Consider the following 25157-nt stretch of genomic DNA (forward strand, 5'->3'; position numbering starts at 1 on the left):
TTAACGTCTGATGTGCCCTGCACCTTCATCAGCGAAACCGAGAGCGAAAGGTAGAGTCCGGCGGCGTGCACCTCAAGGCCCTCACCCTGCGTGGTTTCAAGTCGTTCGCCTCCGCCACGACGCTGCGGTTCGAACCCGGCATCACGTGCGTCGTCGGCCCCAACGGGTCGGGCAAGTCCAATGTGGTGGACGCGCTCTCCTGGGTCATGGGGGAGCAGGGGGCCAAGTCCCTGCGCGGCGGCAAGATGGAGGACGTGATCTTCGCCGGCACCACCGGGCGGCCGCCGCTCGGACGGGCCGAGGTGTCGCTGACCATCGACAACTCCGACGGCGCACTGCCCATCGAGTACGCCGAGGTGACGATTACTCGGATCATGTTCCGCAACGGCGGCAGCGAATACCAGATCAACGGCGACACCTGCCGGCTGCTGGACATCCAGGAACTCCTCTCCGACTCGGGCATCGGCCGCGAGATGCACGTCATCGTCGGCCAGGGCCAGCTGGACTCCGTGCTCCACGCCGACCCGATGGGCCGTCGCGCGTTCATCGAGGAAGCCGCGGGCGTGCTCAAGCACCGCAAGCGGAAGGAGAAGGCGCTGCGGAAACTGGACGCGATGGGGGCCAACCTGGCCCGCGTCCAGGACCTGACCGACGAACTGCGGCGACAGCTCAAGCCGCTCGGCCGGCAGGCGGCCGTGGCGCGCCGGGCCGCCGTCATTCAGGCCGATCTGCGCGACGCCAGGCTGCGGCTGCTCGCCGACGACCTGGTACGGCTGCGTACCGCGCTGCGCAGCGAGATCGCGGACGAGGCCGCGCTCAAGCAGCGCCGGGAGGCGGCGGAGCGGGAGCTCAGGGCGGCCCTGGCGCGCGAGGCGGAGCTGGAGGACGAGGTCCGGCGGCTGGCGCCGCGGCTCCAGCGGGCCCAGCAGACCTGGTACGAGCTGTCGCAGCTGGCGGAGCGGGTGCGCGGCACGATCTCGCTGGCCGATGCCCGGGTGAAGAGCGCCACCGCCCCGGCCGTGGAGGAGCGGCGCGGTCGCGACCCGGAGGACATGGAGCGGGAGGCCGCCCGGATCCGCGAGCAGGAGGCGGAGCTGGAGGCCGCGCTGACGGCGGCGGAACACGCGCTGGAGGACACCGCGGCCCACCGCGCCGAGCTTGAGCGGGACTTGGCGGCCGAGGAGCGCAGGCTCAAGGACGCGGCCCGCGCCATCGCGGACCGCCGCGAAGGGCTCGCCCGGCTGAACGGCCAGGTCAACGCGGCCCGCAGCCGTGCCGGTTCGGCCCAGGCCGAGATCGACCGGCTGGCCGCCTCCCGGGACGAGGCGCGGGACCGGGCGGTCGCCGCCCAGGAGGAGTACGAACAGCTCAGGGCCGAGGTCGAGGGACTGGACGCCGGTGACGCGGAGCTGGCCGAACGGCACGACGCCGCCAAGCGGGAGCTGGCGGAGGCCGAGGCGGCGCTCTCCGCGAGCCGGGAGGCGGCCTCCGCCGCCGAGCGGGAACGGGCGGCGGTCGCGGCCCGCCACGAGGCGCTGGCGCTCGGGCTGCGGCGCAAGGACGGCACGGGCGCGTTGCTCGGTGCGCAGGACCGGCTGTCGGGGCTGCTCGGGCCGGCCGCGGAACTCCTGACGGTGGAGCCGGGGTACGAGGTCGCCGTGGCGGCGGCCCTGGGCGCGGCGGCGGACGCGGTCGCGGTGACGGACCCGGCCGCGGCGGCGGAGGCGATCCGGCTGCTGCGCAAGGAGGACGCGGGGCGGGCGGCGCTGTTGCTGGGCGGGGTGCGCGCCGGGGTTCCCGACCAGGGCGGCGCCCCCGACACCGGTGCTTTTGACCCCGGCGCCGCGGGGCGGGTGCCCGGGCAGGCCCAGGGGACGGACGGCCCGGCCGGGGCCCGTACGGCCGGGCAGGCGGTCGCCGTCGCCGTGGGCGGGGCGCCCGCCGTGGCCGGTCTCGTCCGCGGGCCCGCCGGACTGATGGACGCCGTCCGCGCGCTGGTGCGGGACATGGTGGTCGTCGACACGCTGGAGGACGCCGAGAAGCTCGTCTCCGTGCACCCGGAACTGACGGCCGTGACCGCCGAGGGGGACGTCCTCTCGGCCCGTTTCGCGCACGGGGGTTCCGCCGGGGCGCCGAGCCTGCTCGAAGTACAGGCATCGGTCGACGAGGCCGCTGCCCGGCTGGAGGAACTGGCCGTCCGGTGCGCGGAGTCGGCCGAGGCGCAGCGGATCGCGGGGGAGCGGCGCCGGGCGAGCGCCGGACTGGTCGAGGAGATCGGGGAGCGGCGCCGGGCCGCCGAGCGGGAGAAGTCCGGGGTGGCCCAGCAGCTGGGGCGGCTGGCCGGGCAGGCGCGCGGTGCGGCGGGCGAGGCCGAGCGGATGACCGCGGCGGCCGCCCGCGCCCAGGAGGCGCTGGAGCGGGCGACGGCGGAGGCCGAGGAGCTGGCCGAGCGGCTGCTCGTCGCCGAGGAGACGCCGGTGGAGGAGGAGCCGGACACCTCCGTGCGCGACCGGCTCGCCGCCGACGGCGCCAATGCCCGCCAGACCGAGATGGAGGCCCGCCTCCAGGTACGCACCCACGAGGAGCGGGTCAAGGGCCTCGCGGGCCGTGCGGACTCCCTCGACCGGGGTGCCCGCGCCGAACGGGAGGCCCGCGCCCGCGCCGAGCGGCGCCGCGCCCGGCTGCGCCACGAGGCCGAGGTCGCCTCCGCCGTGGCGTCCGGCGCCCGTCAGCTGCTCGCCCACGTCGAGGTCTCCGTCGTACGGGCCGAGCGGGAGCGGACCGCGGCCGAGGCGGCGAAGGCGGAGCGGGAACGGGACCTGGCGGCCGGGCGCGAGCGGGGCCGCGACCTCAAGGCCGAGCTGGACAAGCTCACCGACTCCGTCCACCGCGGCGAGGTGCTCGGCGCCGAGAAGCGGCTGCGGATAGAGCAACTGGAGACGAAGGCGCTGGAGGAGCTGGGCGTCGAACCGGCGGGGCTGGCCGCCGAGTACGGCCCCGACCAGCTCGTACCGCCCTCGCCGGCCGCCGAGGGCGAGGAACTGCCGCAGGACCCGGAGCACCCGCGCAACCAGCCGAAGCCGTTCGTCAGGGCCGAGCAGGAGAAGCGGCTGAAGTCGGCCGAACGGGCGTATCAGCAACTCGGGAAGGTGAATCCGCTCGCCCTGGAGGAGTTCGCCGCCCTGGAGGAGCGGCACAAGTTCCTCTCCGAGCAGCTGGAGGACCTGAAGAAGACCAGGGCCGATCTGATGCAGGTCGTCAAGGAGGTCGACGAGCGGGTCGAGCAGGTGTTCACGGAGGCGTACCGGGACACGGCCCGGGAGTTCGAGGGCGTGTTCTCGCGGCTCTTCCCGGGCGGTGAGGGGCGGCTCATCCTGACCGACCCGGAGAACATGCTCGCCACCGGCGTGGACGTCGAGGCCAGGCCGCCCGGCAAGAAGGTCAAGCGGCTCTCGCTGCTCTCCGGCGGAGAACGCTCGCTCACCGCCGTGGCGTTGCTGGTCTCGATCTTCAAGGCCCGGCCGAGCCCGTTCTACGTGATGGACGAGGTCGAGGCGGCGCTCGACGACACCAACCTCCAGCGGCTGATCCGGATCATGGAGGAGCTCCAGGAGAGCTCGCAGCTCATCGTCATCACGCACCAGAAGCGGACGATGGAGGTCGCCGACGCGCTGTACGGCGTCTCGATGCAGGGCGACGGCGTCTCGAAGGTGATCAGCCAGCGGCTGCGCTGAGCCCGTTCCCCTCCTTCAGGACATCGACGGAGGTCACGGGTGCTTCCGGGGCCGTCCCGGGGCAGTTCCTGATTTCGGGTTCAAGCCCTGATGGCGCCATGTCCGTGGCGTGGCGTCCGACTTCAAGTGGTGGCGGCCGGGAAGTTGTGCGCCACTTGGAGGAGTTCGCCCCCACCTGACGACGCGGCCAGGCATCAGGAGTTCATGTGACCAACACCTCGCAGGGACCGGCGTCCGGAGCCCGAGCGGCCCACCCGGACCACCTCGGCCATGTCATCTTCATCACCGCGGCCGCCGCGATGGGCGGTTTCCTGTTCGGTTACGACAGCTCCGTCATCAACGGCGCGGTCGAGGCGATCCGCAGCCGCTACGACATCGGCTCCGGGACGCTCGCCCAGGTCATCGCCATCGCCCTGATCGGCTGCGCGATCGGCGCGGCCACCGCGGGGCGGATCGCCGACCGCATCGGCCGCATCCGCTGCATGCAGATCGCCTCCCTGCTCTTCACCGTCAGCGCCATCGGCTCCGCGCTCCCGTTCGCGCTCTGGGACCTGGCGATGTGGCGCATCATCGGCGGGTTCGCCATCGGCATGGCCTCGGTGATCGGACCGGCGTACATCGCCGAGGTCTCGCCGCCCGCCTACCGCGGCCGGCTCGGCTCCTTCCAGCAGGCGGCGATCGTCATCGGCATCGCCATCTCCCAGCTGGTCAACTACGGCATCCTGCAACTCGCCGACGGCGACCAGCGCGGCCGGATCGGCGGCCTGGAGGCCTGGCAGTGGATGCTCGGCGTGATGGTCGTCCCGGCCCTCCTGTACGGGCTGCTGTCGTTCGCGATCCCCGAGTCGCCGCGGTTCCTGATCTCGGTCGGCAGGAAGGACCGGGCCCGGCGGATCCTGGCGGAGGTCGAGGGCGGGAACGTCGATCTCGACGCCCGGGTCGCCGAGATCGAGACCGCCATGCGCCGTGAGCACAAGTCCACGTTCAAGGACCTGCTCGGCGGCGGCTTCGGTTTCCTGCCGATCGTCTGGGTCGGCATCGGGCTCTCGGTCTTCCAGCAACTCGTCGGCATCAACGTGGCGTTCTACTACTCGGCGACGCTCTGGCAGTCCGTCGGCGTCGACCCGACCGACTCCTTCTTCTACTCGTTCACCACTTCCATCATCAACATCGTCGGTACCGTCATCGCGATGGTCCTGGTGGACCGGGTGGGCCGCAAACCGCTCGCCCTGGTGGGCTCCACCGGTATGGCCGTCGCCCTGGCCTGCGAGGCATGGGCCTTCTCCGCCGACCTGGTCAACGGCAAACTGCCCAGCCCCCAGGGAGCCGTGGCGCTCGTCGCGGCCCATGTGTTCGTGCTCTTCTTCGCCCTGTCGTGGGGCGTCGTCGTCTGGGTCTTCCTCGGCGAGATGTTCCCCAACCGGATCCGAGCCGCCGCCCTCGGGGTCGCCGCGTCCGCGCAGTGGCTCGCCAACTGGGCGATCACCGCGAGCTTCCCGAGCCTGTCCGACTGGAACCTCTCGGGCACGTACATCATCTACGCGTGCTTCGCCACGCTCTCGATCCCCTTCGTGCTCAAGTTCGTGAAGGAGACCAAGGGCAAGGCGCTGGAGGAGATGGGCTGACCCAGCTGTCCTCACTGTCCCCGGTCTCCCCGGCATCCCTCCGGCCCCGCCGGTCCGGGGCCGTGCGGTCGTGCGGTCCCGCCGGTCAGCGGGCCACCGCCTCGCAGAACAGCCGCAGGCTCCGCCACCCCTCCTCCACCGGCATCCCGCCGCACAGCGGATGCAGCACCAGTCCCTCCGCCTCCCCGGCCCACCGGGCGCACCGCTCCGGGGTGACCACCCGGTAGACCCCCTCCGCGCGCAGCTCCGCCACCGTCGTGGCCGCGGAGCGCACGGCCGAGCGGACGTTCCCGGACTGCCAGGAGGCGTACGCGCGTGCCTCGTGCAGGAAGTGCTCGCCGTACCGCGCCCACGTCCGGTCCGGGTCCTCGGACACGTGCAGCAGGGGCGTCTCGGCGGCGGGCATCATGCAGAAGCCCTCCGTCCCGAACGCGGCGCGCCGCTCCTCGTAGTACGCCGCCAGCTCCGGCAGGTGCGCGCTCGGGAAGAACGGCAGCCCGAACCTGGCCGCCCGCCGCGCCGCCGCCCGCGAACTGCCGCCCACCAGCAGCGGCGGATGCGGCCGGGTGTACGGGCGGGGCGTGACCCGGACCGTGCGTCCCCGGTACGGGAAAGGCTCGCCGGTCCACGCCCGCACCAGGGTCTCCAGGAGCTCGTCCTGGAGCCTGCCGCGCCCGGACCAGTCGACGCCCGCCCGTTCGTACTCCTCGGGCCGGTAGCCGATGCCCGCCACCGTCACCAGCCGGCCGGCGCTCAGCAGGTCCAGGACCGCGATGTCCTCGGCCAGCCGCAGCGGGTCGTGCAGCGGCCCGATGGCCGCCGACACGGTGACCGCGATGCGGCGGGTGGCGCCGAGGACCGAACCGGCGAAGACGAAGGGGGAGGGCAGCCAGGAGTCGGCGGCGCCGTGGTGCTCCTCGGTCTGCACGGTGTCGATGCCGTGCCCGTCGGCGTACGCGGCCATCTCCAGCGCGGCGCGGTACCGGGCCGAGAGCGACTCGGGGGTGGCACCGGGAGCGACGAGATTGAACCGGACCACTGTGTAGGTCATGACACTTGCCCCCGTCGTCGGGCGGACTCGGCGAGGGCGGACATTAGCTGACGTGGTGTCAGAAGTGTAGGGGGCGGTCGCCGCCGGTCCGGTCGGCGGGGCGCGGCAGGACCGCGTACAGGGTCGCCGAGACGGTGATCGTGACCGCCCAGCCCAGCCCCTGGTGCCCGATCCAGGTGGCGGAGAACGGTCCCGCGAACCACTCCACGCCCGTGAAGAGCAGTCCCGTCACCAGGCCCGTGCCCCACGCGGTCACGGCCGGTACGCAGAAGCCGCCGGTGTACCAGTAGGCACCGGCCGGTGTGGTGTCCAGCAGCGCCGCCGGGTCGTACGCGCGCCCGCGCAGCAGGTCCACGGCGAAGACCCCCACCCAGGCCGAGAACGTCACCGACAGGAGCGCGAGGAAGGAGACGAAGGACTCCAGGAAGCCCGTGGCCGACATCATCAGCAGCGAGCCCAGGAGCAGGCTGATGACGGCGTTCAGTCCGACCGCCCAGGTGCGGGGCACGGTGAACCCCAGAGTCTGTGCGGTGAACCCCGCCGAGTACAGCGACATCGCGTTGATCAGCACCATCCCGGCCACCGCGGTCAGCAGATACGGGACGGAGAGCCAGCCGGGCAGCAGCGGGCCGATGAACGCGACCGGGTCGGGGGCGGTCGCCAGCCCCGGCGAGGCGGCCGCCATCACGGTTCCGGTCAGGACCATCGGCACGTACACGATCCCGGCGCCGCCCACGGTCGCGCCGATCATCGCCGGGCCGGAGGCGGTGCGCGGCAGGTAGCGGGCGAAGTCCGGCCCGGACGGGGCCCAGCTGATGCCGCCGGCGACCAGTGTGCCCACCCCGGCGACCATCATCGAGGCCGGACCGGCCGGCCGGTCCAGCACGTCCCGCCAGTCGGTCGCCCCGGCCAGATGGACCAGCACGAGCAGGCTGACGCCGCCGAAGAGGTACGAGGAGCAGACGCAGCACAGCCGTAACGCCCCCAGGCCGAGCCCCGACACCAGATAGCTGCACCCCACGAAGGCGAGCAGGGTCAGCACGGTCAGGCTGTGGGTGCCGGTGACCCCGAGGAGCCGATGCAGCACGGCGAGCACGGCGTAGGTCCCGGTGACCGCGTTCACGGTCTCCCAGCCCCAGCGGGCGACCCAGGTCAGGGTGCCGGGCAGCAGGTTGCCGCGCTGGCCGAAGACCGCCCGGGAGAGTGCCATGCCCGGCGCCCCGCCCTCCCGGCCCGCGATCGAGACCAGGCCGACCAGCCCGAAGCCGATGACCGAGGCCGTGACCGCGACGGCCAGTACCTGCCAGAGGTTCAGCCCGTTGAGGACGGCGAGCCCCGCGCCGACGGTGACGAGCAGCATGGTCAGGTTCGCGCCCACCCAGGTCGGGACGAGGGCCCGGACGCGGCCGGTGCGTTCGCTGTCGGGGACAGGTTCCAGGCCGCGGGTCTCCACAGGCAGGATCGTACATTTACCGCCAAAGGGTGCATAACGTCCCGAGGGGTGCGGGAGTGATCCTTCGGGGCGGCCCCGGCGGGCCGACGTGGCTGATACTGGGTGGGTTATGGAATTCGTCATCCTTGCTGTAGTCATCGCCCTGGTCGCGGTCGGCGTGATCAGCGGGCTCGTGGTCAGCGGCCGCAAGAAGAAGCAGCTGCCCCCGGCGCCGTCGAGCACGCCGACCATCACTCCTCCCGCCGAGCCCCATGTCGGCGAGGAAGCCGAGACGCCGCGCGAGGAACCGCGCCGCACCGTCGAGGAGGTCGGCCCGCCCCCCGCCGAGGCTCCCGCGGAGGAGGCCCCCGAGGTCGTCGAGGCCGTCGAGCCGGAGGCGCCCGCCGCCCCCGAGCTCGAAGTTCCCGAGCCCACGGCCGGCCGTCTGGTGCGGCTGCGCGCCCGGCTCGCCCGCTCGCAGAACTCCCTGGGCAAGGGGCTGCTCACGCTCCTGTCCCGGGACAACCTCGACGAGGACACCTGGGAGGAGATCGAGGAGACCCTCCTCGTCGCCGACGTCGGCGTCACCCCCACCCAGGAGCTGGTGGAGCGGCTGCGCGAACGCGTCCGCGTCCTCGGCACCCGTACCCCCGAAGGGCTGCGCGCGCTGCTGCGCGAGGAGCTCATCACCCTGGTCGGCACCGACTTCGACCGCGCGGTCAAGACGGAGAGCGGCCTCGACACGCCCGGCGTCGTGATGGTCGTCGGCGTCAACGGAACCGGCAAGACCACCACCACCGGCAAGCTGGCCCGGGTGCTGGTCGCCGACGGCCGCAGCGTCGTGCTCGGCGCGGCCGACACCTTCCGGGCGGCCGCCGCCGACCAGCTCCAGACCTGGGGCGAGCGCGTCGGCGCCCGCACCGTGCGCGGACCCGAGGGCGGCGACCCCGCCTCGATCGCCTTCGACGCGGTGAAGGAGGGCATCGCCGAGGGTGCCGACGTGGTGCTCATCGACACCGCCGGACGGCTGCACACCAAGACCGGGCTCATGGACGAGCTCGGCAAGGTCAAGCGGGTCGTCGAGAAGCACGGACCGCTCGACGAGGTCCTGCTCGTGCTCGACGCCACGACCGGGCAGAACGGCCTGGTGCAGGCCCGGGTGTTCGCCGAGGTCGTCGACATCACCGGCATCGTGCTCACCAAGCTGGACGGCACCGCCAAGGGCGGCATCGTCGTCGCCGTCCAGCGCGAACTGGGCGTCCCGGTCAAGCTGGTCGGTCTCGGCGAGGGACCGGACGACCTGGCGCCGTTCGAGCCGGAGGCGTTCGTCGACGCCCTGATCGGGGACTGACCCCGCCCGCGCACGCGAAGGGGCCCGGGCGCACGGAGATCCGTGCACCCGGGCCCCTTCGCGTCATGGGGGCCCGTGGCGGCGGGGCGGCTCAGCCGCGCAGCGGCGCGCGATGGCAGCTGTACGCCAGTGTGCCCAGCAGCAGCCGCGCCTGCGGCGGGGCGGACGCCGTGTCCAGCACCGGCGGACGCAGCCACCGGACCGGGCCCAGCCCGCCCTCGTCGGACGGCGGGGCGGTGATGTGGCAGCCGGTCCCCAGCGCCCGCAGGTCGAGCCCGGCGTCGTCCCAGCCCATCCGGTAGAGCAGTTGCGGGAGTTCGACGGCGGCCCCCGGGGCCACGAAGAACTGCGCCCGCCCGGCGGGGGTCACCGCCACCGGCCCCAGCGGCAGCCCCATCCGCTCCAGCCGCACCAGGGCCCGCCGCCCGGCCGCCTCGGCGACGTCGAGGACGTCGAAGGCGCGGCCCACCGGCAGCAGCATCGAGGCGCCCGGTACCCGGGCCCACGCCTGCGCCGCCGCGTCGAGCGTGGCGCCCGCGGGCACCTCCGGGGCGAAGCCCAGGGGATGGGCGCCGGGGGAGGGGCAGTCCGCGTCCCCGCAGGAGCAGCGGCCGCCCGCGGCCCGCGCGCCCGGCACCACGGCCCAGCCCCACAGCCCTGTGTACTCGGCCACCGCCGTGTACTCGGCCGCACGGCCGCGACGCCGTGAGCCGGTGCGCATCTCGCGGATGCCGCCGATCGTGAAGCCCATGCCCCCTCCAACGGGTCCGGCTCGCCGGTGGTTACGACACGGGGCGCAGTGGGGCGCTCCGCCGTCGCCGTCGATCCGGAGCGCGCCGGTGGCATGGGGGGCGTGCGATGTTGTTCACGCGCCTCGTCGTGCTTCACTGCACCCACTGCTGATCGCCGTGTGTCAAGTGAATCGCGCCCGCCGGGGACGGTGTTCATCCGAAGGGGTGGCGAATGGTGGCGTTTCCGCCGACGCCCTCGCTCGGGGGTGATCGTAGGATTACCGTCGGTACACGAACCATGGAAGTATGTGCACCCACGGGTATGCCGGAGGCAACCCGATTCCCTGTTCGACGGTGCGCGACCTCCGCATGGGCGGCATCGGCTCAGGGCATTCAGGTAAAGGTTCGCGCGACAGTTTCCAGCGGGATGGGGGCGTTCCAGTGAGTGGCAGCGGCGCAGGCGGTACGCAGACCGGTAAGCGCCCCAACGCGCAGTTGACCTCGTGGTTCGTGCGCAGTGGCTGGTCCAAGGGCGAGCTGGCGCGGCAGGTGAACCGCCGGGCCCGCCAGATGGGCGCCCACCACATCAGCACCGACACCTCCCGGGTGCGCCGCTGGCTGGACGGGGAGCAGCCGCGCGAGCCGATCCCGCGCATCCTCTCCGAGCTCTTCTCCGAGCGCTTCGGCTCCGTCGTCGCCGTCGAGGACCTCGGGCTGCGCTCCGCGCACCAGTCACCGTCCGTGTCCGGCGTCGACCTGCCCTGGGCCGGCCCGCAGACGGTCGCCCTGCTCAGCGAGTTCTCCCGCAGCGACCTCATGCTCGCCCGGCGGGGCTTCCTCGGCTCCTCGCTCGCCCTGGCCGCCGGACCCGCCCTGATCGAGCCCATGCAGCGCTGGCTGGTGCCCGTCGCCGGCGCCCCCGCCGCGGAACCCGAACCGGCCGCCGCGGCCCGCCGCCCTTCCCGGCTCTCCGGGCCCGAGCTCGATCTGCTGGAGTCCACCACCGCGATGTTCCGCCAGTGGGACGCGCAGTGCGGCGGCGGATTACGCCGCAAGGCCGTCGTCGGCCAGCTCCACGAGGTCACCGACCTGCTCCAGGAACCCCAGCCCGCCGCCACCGCCAAACGCCTCTTCCGGTGCGCCGCCGAACTGGCCGAGCTGGCGGGCTGGATGAGCTACGACGTCGGCCTCCAGCCCACCGCCCAGAAGTACTTCGTCCTCGCGCTGCACGCCGCCAAGGAAGCCGGTGACAAACCGCTGGGCTCGTACATCCTGTCCAGCATGAGCCGCCAGATGATCCACCTCGGCCGGCCCGACGACGCCCTCGAACTGATCCACCTCGCCCAGTACGGCAGCCGGGACTGCGCCACCCCGCGCACCCAGGCCATGCTGTACGCGATGGAGGCCCGCGCGTACGCCAACATGGGCCAGCCCAGCAAGTGCAAACGAGCCGTCCGGATGGCCGAGGACACCTTCCTCGACGTGGGCATCGACGGCGAGCCCGAGCCCGACTGGATCCGCTTCTTCTCGGAGGCCGAGCTCAACGGGGAGAACTCCCACTCCTACCGCGACCTCGCCTACGTGGCGGGCCGCAGCCCCACGTACGCCACCCTCGCCGAGCCCCTGATGGAGAAGGCCGTCCAGCTCTTCGGCGAGGACGAGGAGCACCAGCGGTCGTACGCGCTCAACCTGATCGGCCTCGCCACCGTCCACCTCCTCAAGCGCGAGCCCGAACAGTCCACGCTCCTGGCCGAGCAGGCACTGCACGTCGCGAAGAAGGTCCGCTCCGAACGGGTCAACACCCGGCTGCGCAAGACCGTCGACACCGCCGCCAGGGACTTCGGGGACATCCCCGAGGTCGCCAGGATCACCGAACTCCTCACCGAACAGCTGCCGGAGACCGCGGAAGCGGTCTGACCGGCACCCCCGGCCCCGGCCACGACGACCATCCCGCACAAGACCGACTTCGGCTCCCCCCATGGCCAGGTCAGCGGGTGGTCGGCGTGGCCGGTTCGCGTCGCCGCCCCGTACCGGAGAGCCGCGGGCGCACCGTATGCGGCCCGGAGCACCGGACGGCCCCGGCCCGGGACGGGCCGCCACCGGTTCATGGGGACGTAACACGTCGGACTCCTTCGTCACCCCCGCGAAACACCGTGCGGCATCGGTGGAAACCGCGCCGGGCGAGTCTCGGAACCACAACCGGCCCGCACCCTTCCCCCGTGGCCTTCCCAGTGGTCCCGCACGTGGTGCCGCTCCGAACGCCCGCACGCGGCCGCACCGACGACGAGGAGACGCCGATGCCCCCAGGCATCACGACACTTGCGGCGGACACGCCGACGCTGTCCGCAGCCAACACCGGCTTCATGCTCATCTGCTCCGCCCTGGTGATGCTCATGACCCCGGCCCTGGCCTTCTTCTACGGAGGCATGGTCCGCGTCAAGAGCACCCTCAACATGCTGATGATGAGCTTCATCAGCCTCGGGATCGTCACGGTCCTGTGGGTGCTCTACGGATTCAGCGTCGCCTTCGGCACCGACATCGGCTCCGTCGTCGGCTGGAACCCGGACTTCCTCGGCCTCAGCGGCATCGGCGTCACCCAGCTCTGGGACGGCTACACCATCCCGGTCTACGTCTTCGCCGTCTTCCAGCTCATGTTCGCCGTCCTCACCCCGGCACTGATCAGCGGCGCCCTCGCCGACCGGGTCAAGTTCACCTCCTGGGCCCTGTTCATCGCGCTCTGGGTCACCGTCGTCTACTTCCCCGTCGCCCACTGGGTCTGGGGTTCGGGCGGCTGGCTCTTCGAGATGGGCGTCATCGACTTCGCGGGTGGCACGGCCGTCCACATCAACGCGGGCGCCGCGGCGCTCGGCGTGATCCTCGTCATCGGCAAGCGGGTCGGCTTCAAGAAGGATCCGATGCGGCCGCACAGCCTTCCCCTCGTCATGCTCGGCGCCGGCCTGCTCTGGTTCGGCTGGTTCGGCTTCAACGCCGGTTCCTGGCTCGGCAACGACGACGGCGTCGGCGCGGTCATGTTCGTGAACACCCAGGTCGCCACCGGTGCCGCGATGCTTGCCTGGCTCGGCTACGAGAAGCTCCGGCACGGCTCCTTCACCACCCTCGGCGCGGCCTCCGGCGCGGTCGCCGGGCTCGTCGCCATCACCCCGTCCGGCGGCGCGGTCAGCCCGCTGGGCGCCATCGCGGTCGGCGCGATCGCCGGGGTGCTCTGCGCCATGGCCGTCGGACTGAAGTACAGGTTCGGCTACGACGACTCCCTGGACGTGATCGGCGTCCACCTCGTCGGCGGCATCGCCGGCTCCCTGCTCGTCGGCCTCTTCGCCACCGGCGGCGTCCAGTCCGAGGCCAAGGGCCTCTTCTACGGCGGCGGTCTCGAACAGCTCGGCAAGCAGACCGTCGGTGTCCTCGCCGTCCTCGCCTACTCCCTGGTGGCCTCCGCGCTCCTCGCCCTCCTCCTGGACCGGACGATCGGCATGCGGGTCACCGAGGACGACGAGGTCTCCGGCATCGACCGGGTCGAGCACGCCGAGACCGCGTACGACTTCAGCGGTGCGGGCGGCGGCACCGCCCCCCGCACCACGGGCCCCGCGGCAGCGGCGAGGACGAAGAACCAGAAGGTGGACGCATGAAACTCATCACCGCAGTCGTGAAGCCCCACCGGCTGGACGAGATCAAGGAAGCCCTCCAGGCCTTCGGGATCCACGGCCTCACGGTCACCGAGGCCAGCGGATACGGACGCCAGCGCGGCCACACCGAGGTCTACCGGGGCGCCGAGTACACCGTCGACCTCGTGCCCAAGGTCCGGATCGAGGTACTCGTCGAGGACGAGGACGCCGAACAGCTCATCGACGTGGTCGTGAAGGCCGCCCGCACCGGAAAGATCGGCGACGGCAAGGTCTGGAGCGTGCCCGTCGAGACCGCGGTCCGCGTCCGCACCGGCGAACGCGGCCCGGACGCACTCTGACCCACGGTCCCGAGACGAAAGGCAGCCGGGTGACGAGCACCGGAACCACCCCCGAACCCACGGCCTCGGAACCCGGCGGCTACGCGGCGGCCCGGCTGCGCCTCCTCCAGGGGGAGACGCGGTCCGGGCCGTCGCGCCGCACGGCCCTCGCGACGCTCACCGACCACTGGCTCACCGCGCTGTTCGACACCGCCACCGCACAGACCGGTGTCCGCGGCGCCGCCCTCGTCGCCGTCGGCGGCCACGGGCGCGGCGAACTCTCCCCGCGCAGCGACCTCGACCTGCTGCTCCTGCACGACGGCAGGGCCGACCCCGCGGCCGTCGCCGCCCTCGCCGACCGCCTCTGGTACCCCGTCTGGGACCTCGGCCTCGCCCTCGACCACTCCGTCCGCACCCCCGCCGAGGTCCGCCGGGCGGCGGGCGAGGACCTCAAGGTCCAGCTCGGACTGCTCGACGCCCGGCCCGTCGCCGGGGACCGCGGCCTGGTCGCCGCCCTGCGCACCGCGGCCCTCGCCGACTGGCGCAACCGGGCCCCCGCCCACCTCCCCGCCCTCGCCGAACTCTGCCGCGAACGGGCCGAGCGACAGGGCGAACTCCGCTTCCTCCTCGAACCCGACCTCAAGGAGGCCCGCGGCGGACTGCGCGACCTCACCGCCCTGCGCGCGATCGCCGCCTCCTGGGTCGCCGACGCCCCCCGCGAGGGCCTCGCCGAGGCCCGCCGCGTCCTCCTCGACACCCGCGACGCCCTCCACCTCACCACCGGCCGCGCCACCGACCGCCTCGCCCTCCAGGAACAGGACCAGGTCGCCGGAGCCCTCGGCCTCCTCGACGCGGACGCCCTGCTCCGCCAGGTCTACGAGGCCGCCCGGACCGTCTCGTACGCCACCGACGTCACCTGGCGCGAGGTCTTCCGCGTCCTGCGCGCCCGCTCCGCGCGCCCCCGGCTGCGCGCCGTGCTGGGCGGCAGGGCGGCCGCCCCGGCACGCGTCCCGCTCGCCGACGGCGTCGTCGAGGCCGACGGCGAGGTCGTCCTCGCCCGCACCGCCCGCCCCGAGCGCGACCCCGTGCTCGTCCTGCGCGCGGCCGCCGCGGCCGCCCAGTCCGAACTGCCGCTCTCCCGCCACGTCGTACGCCGGCTGGCCACCGCCTCCGGCCCGCTGCCGGTGCCCTGGCCCGCCGAGGCCCGCGAGGAACTCGTCACCCTCCTCGGCGCGGGCGAGGCCACCGTGCCCGTCTGGGAGGCACTTGAGGCCGAGGGGCTGATCACCCGGCTGCTCCCCGACTGGGAACGCGTCCACTGCCGGCCCCAGCGCAACCCCGTCCACACCTGGACCGTCGACCGCCACCTCGTCGAGACGGCCGTCCGCGCCTCCTCGCTCACCCGCCGCGTCGGCCGCCCCGACCTGCTCCTGGTCGCCGCGCTGCTGCACGACATCGGCAAGGGATGGCCCGGCGACCACTCGGAGGCCGGTGAGGTCATCGCCCGGGACACGGCCGCCCGGATCGGCTTCGACCGGCACGACACGGATGTCGTCGCCACCCTCGTCCGCCACCACCTGCTGCTCGTCGAGACCGCGACCCGCCGCGACCTCGACGACCCGGCGACCGTCCACGCCGTCGCCGCCGCCGTCGGCACGACCACCACCCTGGAACTGCTGCACGCGCTCACCGAGGCCGACGCGCTCGCCACCGGCCCCGCCGCCTGGTCCACCTGGCGCGCCTGCCTCGTCGCCGATCTCGTCGAACGGGTCGCCGCGGTGCTCGCCGGACGGGCCCCGCAGGCACCGGAACCCGCCGGGGCCGGTGCCGAACAGGAACGCCTCGCCGTCGAGGCCCTCCGCACCGGCGGACCCGTCCTCGCCCTGCACGCCCGGGCCGGGACCCGCGACGAGAACGGCGAACCGGAACCCGTCGGCGTCGAACTCCACATCGCCCTGCCCGACCGCCCCGGCGTGCTGCCCGCCGCGGCCGGCGTCCTCGCCCTGCACCGCCTCACCGTGCGCTCCGCCGACCTGCGCGCCGCGGAACTCCCCACCGGGCTGGGCGACGGCCGGGCGGACCTGCTGCTGCTCAGCTGGCGGGTCGCGGCCGAGTACGGCTCCCTGCCGCGGGCCGACCGGCTCCGCGCCGACCTCGTACGGGCCCTGGACGGCTCCCTGGACATCCGGGCCCGCCTCGCCGAGCGCGAGGCGGCCCACCCGCGCCGCCGCGGGACGAAGGCCCCGCCGCCGAGGGTGACCGTCGCGGCGGCCGGATCGAAGCTGGCGACGGTGATCGAGGTGCGGGCCCAGGACGCCCCGGGGCTGCTGCACCGGATCGGCCGGGCGCTGGAGCGCGGCGGGGTGCGGGTGCGCAGCGCGCACGTGTCGACGCTGGGCGCCAACGCGGTGGACACGGTCTACGTCACGCGCCGGGACGGCACGCCGCTGCCGGACGCCGAGGCGGCCGCGCTGGCGAGGGACATCGAGGACGCGCTGCGGTGAGGGGCGGTGCTCGGGGCCGGGCGCGTACCGGGCGTTCCCGCTCCCCCGGGGGAGCACCGTGCGGACCGGTCGGCGGGCACCGGCGAGGACGGCTCCCCGCCCGGGCCGGATACCCTAGGGAGCGATCCATACCGCCCCCGACCCTGAGGACCGACGAGCGCCGTGTTCGATACTCTCTCCGACCGCCTTAGCGCGACTTTCAAGAACCTCCGGGGCAAGGGCCGCTTGTCCGAGGCGGACATCGACGCCACGGCTCGCGAGATCCGTATCGCCCTGCTCGAAGCGGATGTCGCACTGCCCGTCGTCCGCGCCTTCATCGCCAACGTCAAGGAGCGGGCGCGCGGAGCCGAGGTCTCCCAGGCGCTCAACCCGGCCCAGCAGGTCGTCAAGATCGTCAACGAGGAGCTCGTGGGCATCCTCGGCGGCGAGACCCGGCGGTTGCGGTTCGCCAAGAACCCGCCGACCGTGATCATGCTCGCCGGTCTCCAGGGTGCCGGTAAGACCACCCTCGCCGGAAAGCTCGGCCGCTGGCTCAAGGGCCAGGGCCACTCCCCGCTGCTCGTCGCCTGCGACCTCCAGCGCCCCAACGCCGTCAACCAGCTCAGCGTCGTCGCCGACCGGGCCGGTGTGGCGGTGTACGCCCCCGAGCCGGGCAACGGCGTCGGCGACCCGGTCCAGGTCGCCAAGGACTCGATCGAGCACGCCAGGGCCAAGCAGTTCGACGTCGTGATCGTCGACACCGCCGGCCGTCTCGGCATCGACCAGGAGCTGATGCAGCAGGCCGCGGACATCCGCGACGCCGTCAGCCCCGACGAGATCCTCTTCGTCGTCGACGCGATGATCGGTCAGGACGCGGTCAACACCGCCGAGGCGTTCCGCGACGGCGTCGGCTTCGACGGCGTGGTGCTCTCCAAGCTCGACGGCGACGCCCGCGGTGGCGCGGCCCTGTCGATCGCCCACGTCACGGGCAAGCAGATCATGTTCGCGTCGAACGGTGAGAAGCTCGACGACTTCGACGCCTTCCACCCCGACCGCATGGCGTCCCGCATCCTCGACATGGGTGACCTGCTCACCCTGATCGAGCAGGCGGAGAAGACCTTCAGCCAGGAAGAGGCCGCCAAGATGGCCTCCAAGCTGGCGTCCAGCAAGGGCAAGGACTTCACGCTCGACGACTTCCTGGCCCAGATGGAGCAGGTCAGGAAGATGGGCTCGATCTCCAAGCTGCTCGGCATGCTGCCCGGCATGGGGCAGATCAAGGACCAGATCAACAACATCGACGAGCGCGACGTGGACCGCACCGCCGCGATCATCAAGTCGATGACCCCGAAGGAGCGCGCCGAGCCGACGATCATCAACGGCTCGCGCCGGGCCCGTATCGCCAAGGGTTCCGGGGTCGAGGTCTCCGCGGTGAAGAACCTCGTCGAGCGGTTCTTCGAGGCCCGCAAGATGATGTCGAAGATGGCCCAGGGCGGCGGCATGCCGGGGATGCCCGGGATGCCGGGCATGGGCGGTGGCCCCGGCCGGCAGAAGAAGCAGGTCAAGCAGGCCAAGGGCAAGCGCAAGAGCGGCAACCCGATGAAGCGCAAGGCCGAGGAGCAGGCCGCGGCGGCCCGCCGGGCGCAGGCGGCGCAGGGCGGCGTGCCCGGTCTGCCGGCGCAGGACGACAAGAACTTCGAGCTGCCCGACGAGTTCAAGAAGTTCATGGGCTGATCCGGTCCCACCGGCCGCACGGGCCCCACGGGCCGCACGGACTCCACCGGCCGCACCGGTCCGTGGTCACGTCCCCGAGGGGGCGCCCGCTTCCCGGCGGGCGCCCCCTCGGGCGTCGTCCGGCCGGGGAGCCGGGCCACGGCCGGTGTACGCCCGTCCCTCCAAGAGCCCAGCGCACGGCTCCTGGAAGGGCTTTGTCCGCACTCCTCCCTTAACGTCGCTTCCAACGGCTGTCGGCAGAGGAGCGCGCGTGACCACCCCCGTACCTCCCCGCGACCGAACCGACCAGCCCTGGCGCTCCGAGGGCGCACCGCCGCCCCCGCAGCCGGGCCGGAAGATGCCGGGAGGCTGGGGCGGACTGCTGCTGACCGCGCTCGCCGTCTATCTGATCGCCAATCTGGTGCTGTCCTTCTTCAACGGGGAGGAGCAGCGGACGATCGCGTACACGGAGTTCAGCAAGCAGGTCACCGCGGGCAACGTCTCCAAGATCTACTCCAAGGGCGACGCCATCCAGGGGCAGCTCAAGAAGGAGGCGAAGGCCCCGGGGACCGACGAGAAGTACACCAAGTTCGTCACCCAGCGCCCGGCCTTCGCCGACGACAACCTCTGGGCCGAACTGGTCAAGGACGACGTCACCGTCACCGCCGAACCGGTCGTCCAGCAGCGCAGCTTCCTCGCCAACCTGCTGATCTCGCTCGCACCCATGCTGCTGCTCGTCCTGCTCTGGGTGTTCATCGCCCGGCGGATGGCCCGGGGCATGGGCGGCGGGATGGGTGGCCTCGGACGCAAGGCCCCGCCCAAGCCGGTCGAGCTGGAGGGCACCCGGCGCACCACCTTCGAGGACGTGGCGGGGATCGACGAGGTCGAGGGCGAGCTCGACGACGTGGTGGACTTCCTGAAGAACCCGCAGGCGTACCGGAGGATGGGCGCCCGGATGCCCGGCGGCGTGCTGCTCGCGGGGCCGCCCGGCACCGGCAAGACGCTGCTGGCACGGGCCGTCGCCGGGGAGGCCGGGGTGCCGTTCTTCTCCGCGTCGGCCTCCGAGTTCATCGAGATGATCGTCGGCGTCGGCGCGAGCCGGGTGCGGGAACTCTTCGCGGAGGCGCGCAAGGTCGCCCCCGCCATCGTCTTCATCGACGAGATCGACACCATCGGCCGGGCCCGCGGCGGCGGCTCGGGGATGGGCGGCCACGACGAGCGCGAGCAGACGCTCAACCAGATCCTCACCGAGATGGACGGCTTCTCCGGTTCGGAGGGCGTCGTCGTGCTCGCCGCCACCAACCGCGCCGACGTCCTCGACCCCGCCCTCACCCGGCCCGGCCGCTTCGACCGGATCGTCCACGTCAGCCCGCCGGACCGCAACGGCCGGGAGGCGATCCTGGAGATCCACACCCGGCAGATCCCGCTGGCCGCCGACGTGGACCTTGCCCGGGTCGCCGCCACGACCCCCGGCATGACCGGCGCCGACCTCGCCAACCTGGCCAACGAGGCCGCGCTGCTCGCGGTCAAGCGCCGGCGGAGCGAGGTCGACGGGTCCGACTTCTCCGACGCCCTGGAGAAGGTCCAGCTGGGGGCGGAACGCTCCCTGGTCATGTCCGACGAGGAACGCCGCAGGACCGCGTACCACGAGAGCGGCCACGCGCTGCTCGGCATGCTCCAGCCGGGCGCCGACCCGGTCCGCAAGGTCACCATCGTGCCGCGCGGCCGGGCCCTGGGGGTCACCCTCTCTACGCCGGACGCCGACAAGTACGCGTACACCGAGGAGTACCTGCGCGGCCGCATCATCGGGGCGCTCGGCGGCATGGCGGCCGAGCAGGTGGTCTTCGGAGTGATCACCACCGGCGCGGAGAGCGACCTGGAACAGGTCACCAACCTGGCCCGGGGCATGGTCGGCCGCTGGGGCATGAGCCCCAAGGTGGGCCGGCTGACGGCGATCCCGGCCGACGCCCAGCAGGCGTACGGGCTGTCCGCGGCCCCCGCCACGCTCGACGCGGTGGACGACGAGATGCGGCGCATCGTCGACGAGTGCTACGAGGCGGCCCGCCGGCTCCTGCGCGAGAACCGGGAACGGCTGGACGCGCTGGCCGGGGCGCTGCTGGAGAAGGAGACGCTGGAGGAGGCCGAGGCGTACCGGGCGGCGGGCATCCCCCGCCTCGCCAAGTAGCGGCCCCGCCCGGAGCGTCACGTCCCGGCGAGGCGTTCAGATGGTGCACACGAGGTAGCGGAAGACGTTCGGCAGCCAGACCGACCCGTCCCGGCGCCGGTGCGGACGGAGGGCCTTCGCCACCTCCCGCTCCACCCGGGACCGGTCGGTCACCCGGGTCGCCGCGTCGAAGAGCCGGGTGGAGAGCAGTCCGCGCACCGCGCTGTCCAGGTCCGCGTACCGGAACGGGCACGCCACCCGGCCCGAACCGTCGGGATGCAGGCCGGCCCGGAACGCCACGTCCTCCAGGTCGTCCCGCCCCGCCGTCCGCCAGTCGCCCGCCCGGGGCGCCCGGCCCCCGGCCGCAGGCCGCGCGGCCACCCCCAGCACGGGCGCCGCCGCGCACCGCTCCGGAGGCCCCCACCCGGTCAGCACCACGACACCGCCCCGCGAGGCCAGTGGCACGGCGGACCGCAGCGCGGCCACCAGCCCCTCGCCGTCGTCGAACGAGCAGCCGATCGGGGTGAAGGCGGTGAGCAGGTTGTACGGCATCCCGTCGGGCGGCGGGGCCACGGACGGACCGCCCTCCAGGAACCGCGGCCCCCCGGCCGGGGAACCGGGCCCGCGCGGCAGCCGGGACCGGGCGAGCGCCAGCCGTTCGGAGTCGGTGTCCACCCCGGTGACCCGCGCGCCCCGGTCGGCGGCCATCAGCGGCGCGAGACCGGATCCGCAGCCCAGGGAGAGCAGCCGGGTGCCGGGCCCCACCTCCAGCCGCTCGTACACCGCCTCGTACAGCGGTGCAAGCATCCGTTCCTGGATCTCGGCCCAGTCCCGGGCGCGGTTTTCGGGGGCCGTCCGGGTGAGCGTCCGCGGATGGCCGTGGTGCCGGACGAGCGTTGGTGTCATGGAATCGCCCCAATCCGCCGAGAGGTCGGTCGTGTCCGATCGGTCGTGCCCGAGTGGATGCCGCCGTGCGCGGACGTGCCCGCTGCCCCGTGTGCCGGAGTGCCGCGCGGTGGCTGCCGTGCCCGGGGAGCCGCGGGCGGGAACCGCCTGTCGCGGTGGTGCGCCCCGGGGACCGGAGGGGAGAGCCCCTCCCGGACGGGCGGGCGCCGGACGCCCGTCTCCCGCTCCTCGCCCCAGTCTCACCCGACACGTCCGGGCGGGCACGTCGAGCGCCGGACGCCGGGGCGGGAGGGGGCGGTGCCCGATTCGGGTCATGCGCCCGGTAGGGTCGCTCCGGCGGCCCGTGTCCACCGGCGCCCCACCCGTCCCGGGGAGCGTGCGGTGCCCCGGTGCGCGGCGGTCGCCCACGCGTCCGGACGTACGCGTCGCTACGTACCACCTTGGTGCGAGCTGTGCGGCTTCTCCGCAGATCGGCGCACCCGCCCTCGTCGGGGCGCATGAACGGCAACTGACTGGTACGTGCAAATTATTTGGGATGCCCCGGAATCGGAACACCGGGGCACTCGTGCTCGTTGTCACGACGTGAGCACGACACCACCTGTACTTGCCGCAGAGCTGGCACAGGCGTGGGCCGACATTCAGCGGTACCACCCCGAGCTGCCGGATCTGGCCGCGCCCGAGTCCCTGATCGGAGAGTCCTCGTCCGCCTGCGGCGCCGAGCTCTCCTTCGAACGACTGCTCCACGAAGCAGTCCACGGCATCGCCGCCGCCCGAGGTGTACGCGACACCTCCCGCGCCGGCCGTTACCACAACCGCAGATTCCTCGCGATCGCCGAGGAGCTGGGCCTGGACCACGCCGAGGAGCCGCATCCCAGCAGCGGCTTCTCACTGGTCACGCTCAACCCCGAGGCCAAGCGCCGCTACCGGCCGACGATCGAGCGGCTGCAGCGCGCCCTCAAGGCGCACACGGTCGCCACCGCCGCCGACACCAAGCGCTCCTTCCGGGGGCCGGCCGCCCGGCACGGCTCCTCCGGCGGCGGCGTGCGCGTCAAGGCCGTCTGCGACTGCGGTCGCAACGTGCGCGTCGTCCCGTCGGTCCTGGCGCAGGCGCCGATCGTCTGCGGAGGGTGCGGAAAGCCGTTCCGCATCCCGGAGGCGGCGGTCGCGGTGGGGTGACCCGATGTGGTGTGGCACAATGGCTAGCTGTACTCGACAGTCGCACAGGACCCCTCTCTCCTCCGGCTGACGCGTCCATCGGGCACCCGAGTACCGCAACCCCACGTGGCATCTTCGTTGTGCCCAACCACGTCATAGACCAGGAGACACCACTCCCGTGGCAGTCAAGATCAAGCTGAAGCGTCTGGGCAAGATCCGTTCGCCTCACTACCGCATCGTCGTCGCCGACTCCCGTACCCGCCGTGATGGCCGGGCCATCGAGGAGATCGGTCTGTACCACCCGGTGCAGAACCCCTCGCGCATCGAGGTCAACTCGGAGCGTGCGCAGTACTGGCTGTCCGTCGGCGCCCAGCCGACCGAGCCGGTTCTCGCGATCCTGAAGCTCACCGGTGACTGGCAGGCCCACAAGGGTCTCCCGGCCCCCGCGCCGCTGCTGCAGCCGGAGCCCAAGGCGGACAAGCGCGCCCTGTTCGAGGCTCTGACCAAGGACGGCGAAGAGTCCAAGGGCGAGGCCATCACGCAGAAGGCGAAGAAGTCCGACAAGAAGGCGGACGAGGCTGCTGACGCGGCCGCTTCCGCCGAGTCGACCGAGGCCTGAGCATGCTCGAGGAGGCTCTCGAGCACCTCGTGAAGGGCATTGTCGACAACCCCGACGATGTGCAGGTCGCCTCGCGCAACCTGCGCCGCGGCCGCGTGCTGGAGGTCCGGGTCCACCCCGACGACCTCGGTAAGGTGATCGGTCGCAACGGCCGCACCGCGCGTGCGCTGCGTACCGTCGTGGGCGCCATCGGCGGCCGCGGCATCCGCGTCGACCTCGTCGATGTGGACCAGGTTCGCTGACAGAGTTGAACACCGGCACGGGCCGGGGAGGGCCATGGGCCCGCCCCGGCCCGTCGTCGTATGACAGGAGAGACACAAGGTGCAGTTGGTAGTCGCGCGGATCGGCCGTGCCCATGGCATCAAGGGCGAGGTCACCGTCGAGGTCCGCACGGACGAGCCGGAACTGCGGCTCGGGCCCGGAGCCGTGCTCGTCACCGAGCCGGCCGGGGCCGGACCGCTGACGATCGAGACCGGGCGGGTGCACAGCGGACGGCTGCTGCTGCGCTTCGAGGGCGTGCGCGACCGTACGGCTGCCGAGGCCCTGCGCAACACGCTGCTGATCGCCGAGGTCGACCCGGACGAACTCCCCGAGGACCCCGAGGAGTTCTACGACCACCAGCTCATGGACCTCGACGTGGTCCTGACCGACGGCACCGTCGTCGGCCGGATCTCCGAGATCACGCATCTGCCGTCCCAGGACCTCTTCATCGTCGAGCGGCCGGACGGCAGCGAGGTGATGATCCCGTTCGTCGAGGAGATCGTCACCGAGATCGACCTGGAGGAGCAGCGCGCGGTGGTCGTCCCGCCGCCGGGGCTGATCGACGAGAGCCAGGCCGTGATCGCCTCCTCGCGGGGCGAGGACGGAGAGGGCGACGGGGAGCCCGGCCCGGGGAAGGACGCCTGATGCGCCTCGACGTCGTCACGATCTTCCCGGAGTACCTGGAACCGCTGAACGTCTCGCTCGTCGGCAAGGCCCGCGCGCGCGGCCGGCTCGACGTCCACGTCCACGACCTGCGCGACTGGACGTACGACCGGCACAACACGGTCGACGACACCCCGTACGGCGGCGGTCCGGGCATGGTCATGAAGACCGAGCCGTGGGGCGAGGCGCTGGACGACGCCCTGGCGGGCGGGTACGAGGCCGGGGCACACTCCCCGGTGCTGGTGGTGCCCACGCCCAGCGGCCGCCCGTTCACCCAGGAACTCGCCGTCGAACTCTCCGAACGGCCGTGGCTGATCTTCACGCCGGCCCGCTACGAGGGGATCGACCGGCGGGTGATGGACGAGTACGCGACCCGGATGCCGGTCGTCGAGGTCTCCATCGGCGACTACGTGCTGGCCGGCGGGGAAGCCGCGGTGCTGGTGATCACGGAGGCGGTGGCCCGGCTGCTGCCCGGCGTGCTCGGCAACGCGGAATCGCACCGGGACGACTCCTTCGCCCCCGGTGCGATGGCCAACCTGCTGGAGGGCCCCGTCTACACCAAGCCGCCCGTGTGGCGCGGCAGGGAGATCCCCGAGGTGCTGCTCAGCGGCCACCACGGGAAGATCGCCCGCTGGCGGCGGGACGAGGCGTTCCGCCGCACCGCCCTCAACCGGCCCGACCTGATCGAGCGCTGCGAGGCCGCGGGGTTCGACAAGAAGGACCGCGAGATGCTCTCCATCCTCGGCTGGTCACCGGAGCCCGACGGCCGATTTTGGCGCAGGCCCCGAGCCGTGGAAGAATAGGCCGCTGCTGTACGTCCGGCGTGCGCCCCTGCCACAGGGGGAACCCCGGCCGTCCCTGCGCGTGCGGGGATGGTCCCGACGCCCGCACGACGCGATCAGCACCTCCGTTCCTTCCTAGTCCCGTCGATGACCTGTGGCATCGGCGAAGAAAGCAGACAACATGGCTTCCCTGCTCGATGACGTCAACGCCGCGTCGCTGCGCACCGACATCCCGTCGTTCCGCCCCGGTGACACGGTCAACGTCCACGTCCGAGTGATCGAGGGCAACCGCTCCCGTATCCAGCAGTTCAAGGGCGTCGTCATCCGCCGCCAGGGCGCGGGCATCAGCGAGACCTTCACGGTCCGCAAGGTTTCCTTCAGCGTCGGCGTCGAGCGCACCTTCCCGGTGCACAGCCCGATCTTCGAGAAGATCGAGCTCGTCACCCGCGGTGACGTCCGTCGCGCCAAGCTGTACTACCTCCGTGAGCTGCGCGGCAAGGCCGCGAAGATCAAGGAGAAGCGCGACAACTGA

Annotated in this window: 19 protein-coding genes; 15 read left to right on the top strand and 4 right to left on the bottom strand. The window is 72.7% G+C overall.

Annotated features, from left to right (window positions below; translation table 11 throughout):
- The first annotated feature begins 65 nt into the window (after nucleotides 1–65).
- Together ACFYW1_RS30415 and ACFYW1_RS30420 are read left to right on the top strand one after the other, a co-directional pair.
- Nucleotides 66–3734, top strand: coding sequence for an AAA family ATPase (locus ACFYW1_RS30415; protein ID WP_389000231.1), 3669 nt, complete (start codon nucleotides 66–68; stop codon nucleotides 3732–3734).
- A gap of 206 nt (nucleotides 3735–3940) precedes the next feature.
- Nucleotides 3941–5359, top strand: coding sequence for a sugar porter family MFS transporter (locus tag ACFYW1_RS30420; protein ID WP_389000234.1), 1419 nt, complete (start codon nucleotides 3941–3943; stop codon nucleotides 5357–5359).
- Nucleotides 5360–5444: 85 nt separating this feature from the next.
- Here ACFYW1_RS30420 and ACFYW1_RS30425 read toward each other — a convergent pair whose 3' ends face one another.
- Both ACFYW1_RS30425 and ACFYW1_RS30430 read right to left on the bottom strand, forming a co-directional pair.
- Entirely contained in the window at nucleotides 5445–6410 is a 966-nt protein-coding gene (locus ACFYW1_RS30425; protein ID WP_389000237.1) for an LLM class flavin-dependent oxidoreductase, read from the bottom strand.
- Nucleotides 6411–6468: 58 nt separating this feature from the next.
- The gene (locus ACFYW1_RS30430; RefSeq protein ID WP_389000240.1) at nucleotides 6469–7863 is read right to left on the bottom strand and encodes a purine-cytosine permease family protein; all 1395 of its coding nucleotides are present in this window, start codon (nucleotides 7861–7863) and stop codon (nucleotides 6469–6471) included.
- Between the two features lie 109 nt (nucleotides 7864–7972).
- On the opposite strand from ACFYW1_RS30430, the gene ftsY reads away from it, so the two are divergent.
- On the top strand, nucleotides 7973–9193 hold the full coding sequence (gene ftsY / locus ACFYW1_RS30435) for a signal recognition particle-docking protein FtsY (protein WP_389000243.1): 1221 nt from the start codon (nucleotides 7973–7975) through the stop codon (nucleotides 9191–9193).
- Nucleotides 9194–9284: 91 nt separating this feature from the next.
- On the opposite strand, the gene ACFYW1_RS30440 is transcribed toward ftsY, so the two are convergent.
- Nucleotides 9285–9944: a bifunctional DNA primase/polymerase gene (locus tag ACFYW1_RS30440; RefSeq protein WP_389000246.1), complete on the bottom strand. Its 660-nt coding sequence runs from the start codon at nucleotides 9942–9944 to the stop codon at nucleotides 9285–9287.
- Nucleotides 9945–10365: 421 nt separating this feature from the next.
- On the opposite strand from ACFYW1_RS30440, the gene ACFYW1_RS30445 reads away from it, so the two are divergent.
- From ACFYW1_RS30445 to ftsH, 6 genes are all read left to right on the top strand, one after another.
- Nucleotides 10366–11841, top strand: coding sequence for a hypothetical protein (locus ACFYW1_RS30445; RefSeq protein WP_389000249.1), 1476 nt, complete (start codon nucleotides 10366–10368; stop codon nucleotides 11839–11841).
- 380 nt (nucleotides 11842–12221) lie between these two features.
- On the top strand, nucleotides 12222–13568 hold the full coding sequence (locus ACFYW1_RS30450; RefSeq protein WP_389000428.1) for an ammonium transporter: 1347 nt from the start codon (nucleotides 12222–12224) through the stop codon (nucleotides 13566–13568).
- Nucleotides 13565–13903 (top strand): P-II family nitrogen regulator, encoded by a 339-nt coding sequence (locus ACFYW1_RS30455; RefSeq protein ID WP_389000252.1) that lies wholly within the window; start codon nucleotides 13565–13567, stop codon nucleotides 13901–13903. The genes ACFYW1_RS30450 and ACFYW1_RS30455 overlap by 4 nt, the downstream gene beginning before the upstream one ends.
- A 29-nt stretch (nucleotides 13904–13932) precedes the next feature.
- Complete coding sequence (locus ACFYW1_RS30460) at nucleotides 13933–16386, top strand: [protein-PII] uridylyltransferase (RefSeq protein WP_389000255.1); 2454 nt, start codon at nucleotides 13933–13935, stop codon at nucleotides 16384–16386.
- Nucleotides 16387–16548: 162 nt separating this feature from the next.
- Nucleotides 16549–18096, top strand: coding sequence for a signal recognition particle protein (gene ffh / locus ACFYW1_RS30465; protein ID WP_389000258.1), 1548 nt, complete (start codon nucleotides 16549–16551; stop codon nucleotides 18094–18096).
- 250 nt (nucleotides 18097–18346) lie between these two features.
- Entirely contained in the window at nucleotides 18347–20260 is a 1914-nt protein-coding gene (gene ftsH / locus ACFYW1_RS30470; protein WP_389000261.1) for an ATP-dependent zinc metalloprotease FtsH, read from the top strand.
- A gap of 36 nt (nucleotides 20261–20296) precedes the next feature.
- On the opposite strand, the gene ACFYW1_RS30475 is transcribed toward ftsH, so the two are convergent.
- Nucleotides 20297–21145 carry a class I SAM-dependent methyltransferase gene (locus ACFYW1_RS30475; protein ID WP_389000264.1) on the bottom strand — a complete coding sequence of 283 codons (849 nt, stop codon included), beginning with the start codon at nucleotides 21143–21145 and terminating at the stop codon, nucleotides 20297–20299.
- 582 nt (nucleotides 21146–21727) lie between these two features.
- On the opposite strand from ACFYW1_RS30475, the gene ACFYW1_RS30480 reads away from it, so the two are divergent.
- The 6 genes from ACFYW1_RS30480 (at nucleotide 21728) to rplS (ending at nucleotide 25157) form a co-directional block, all read left to right on the top strand.
- Nucleotides 21728–22321, top strand: coding sequence for a hypothetical protein (locus ACFYW1_RS30480; protein ID WP_030928573.1), 594 nt, complete (start codon nucleotides 21728–21730; stop codon nucleotides 22319–22321).
- A gap of 157 nt (nucleotides 22322–22478) precedes the next feature.
- Nucleotides 22479–22919, top strand: coding sequence for a 30S ribosomal protein S16 (gene rpsP / locus ACFYW1_RS30485; protein WP_283854292.1), 441 nt, complete (start codon nucleotides 22479–22481; stop codon nucleotides 22917–22919).
- Nucleotides 22920–22921: 2 nt separating this feature from the next.
- Nucleotides 22922–23161 (top strand): RNA-binding protein, encoded by a 240-nt coding sequence (locus ACFYW1_RS30490; RefSeq protein WP_005311361.1) that lies wholly within the window; start codon nucleotides 22922–22924, stop codon nucleotides 23159–23161.
- Between the two features lie 79 nt (nucleotides 23162–23240).
- Complete coding sequence (rimM, locus tag ACFYW1_RS30495; RefSeq protein WP_389000270.1) at nucleotides 23241–23825, top strand: ribosome maturation factor RimM; 585 nt, start codon at nucleotides 23241–23243, stop codon at nucleotides 23823–23825.
- Entirely contained in the window at nucleotides 23825–24646 is an 822-nt protein-coding gene (gene trmD / locus ACFYW1_RS30500; protein WP_389000273.1) for a tRNA (guanosine(37)-N1)-methyltransferase TrmD, read from the top strand. The genes rimM and trmD overlap by 1 nt, the downstream gene beginning before the upstream one ends.
- Nucleotides 24647–24806: 160 nt before the next feature.
- The gene (rplS, locus tag ACFYW1_RS30505) at nucleotides 24807–25157 is read left to right on the top strand and encodes a 50S ribosomal protein L19 (RefSeq protein ID WP_189545892.1); all 351 of its coding nucleotides are present in this window, start codon (nucleotides 24807–24809) and stop codon (nucleotides 25155–25157) included.

The organism is Streptomyces sp. NPDC002669 (assembly GCF_042889165.1).
Lineage (GTDB): Bacteria > Actinomycetota > Actinomycetes > Streptomycetales > Streptomycetaceae > Streptomyces.

Excerpts from the sequence above, each read along its gene's own strand:
- ftsY (WP_389000243.1), top strand. The coding sequence starts at position 7,973 with ATGGAATTCGTCATCCTTGCTGTAGTCATCGCCCTGGTCGCGGTCGGC.
- ACFYW1_RS30490 (WP_005311361.1), top strand. The coding sequence starts at position 22,922 with ATGCTCGAGGAGGCTCTCGAGCACCTCGTGAAGGGCATTGTCGACAAC.
- ACFYW1_RS30440 (WP_389000246.1), bottom strand. The coding sequence starts at position 9,944 with ATGGGCTTCACGATCGGCGGCATCCGCGAGATGCGCACCGGCTCACGG.
- rplS (WP_189545892.1), top strand. The coding sequence starts at position 24,807 with ATGGCTTCCCTGCTCGATGACGTCAACGCCGCGTCGCTGCGCACCGAC.
- ACFYW1_RS30475 (WP_389000264.1), bottom strand. The coding sequence starts at position 21,145 with ATGACACCAACGCTCGTCCGGCACCACGGCCATCCGCGGACGCTCACC.
- ACFYW1_RS30450 (WP_389000428.1), top strand. The coding sequence starts at position 12,222 with ATGCCCCCAGGCATCACGACACTTGCGGCGGACACGCCGACGCTGTCC.
- ACFYW1_RS30425 (WP_389000237.1), bottom strand. The coding sequence starts at position 6,410 with ATGACCTACACAGTGGTCCGGTTCAATCTCGTCGCTCCCGGTGCCACC.
- trmD (WP_389000273.1), top strand. The coding sequence starts at position 23,825 with ATGCGCCTCGACGTCGTCACGATCTTCCCGGAGTACCTGGAACCGCTG.
- ACFYW1_RS30455 (WP_389000252.1), top strand. The coding sequence starts at position 13,565 with ATGAAACTCATCACCGCAGTCGTGAAGCCCCACCGGCTGGACGAGATC.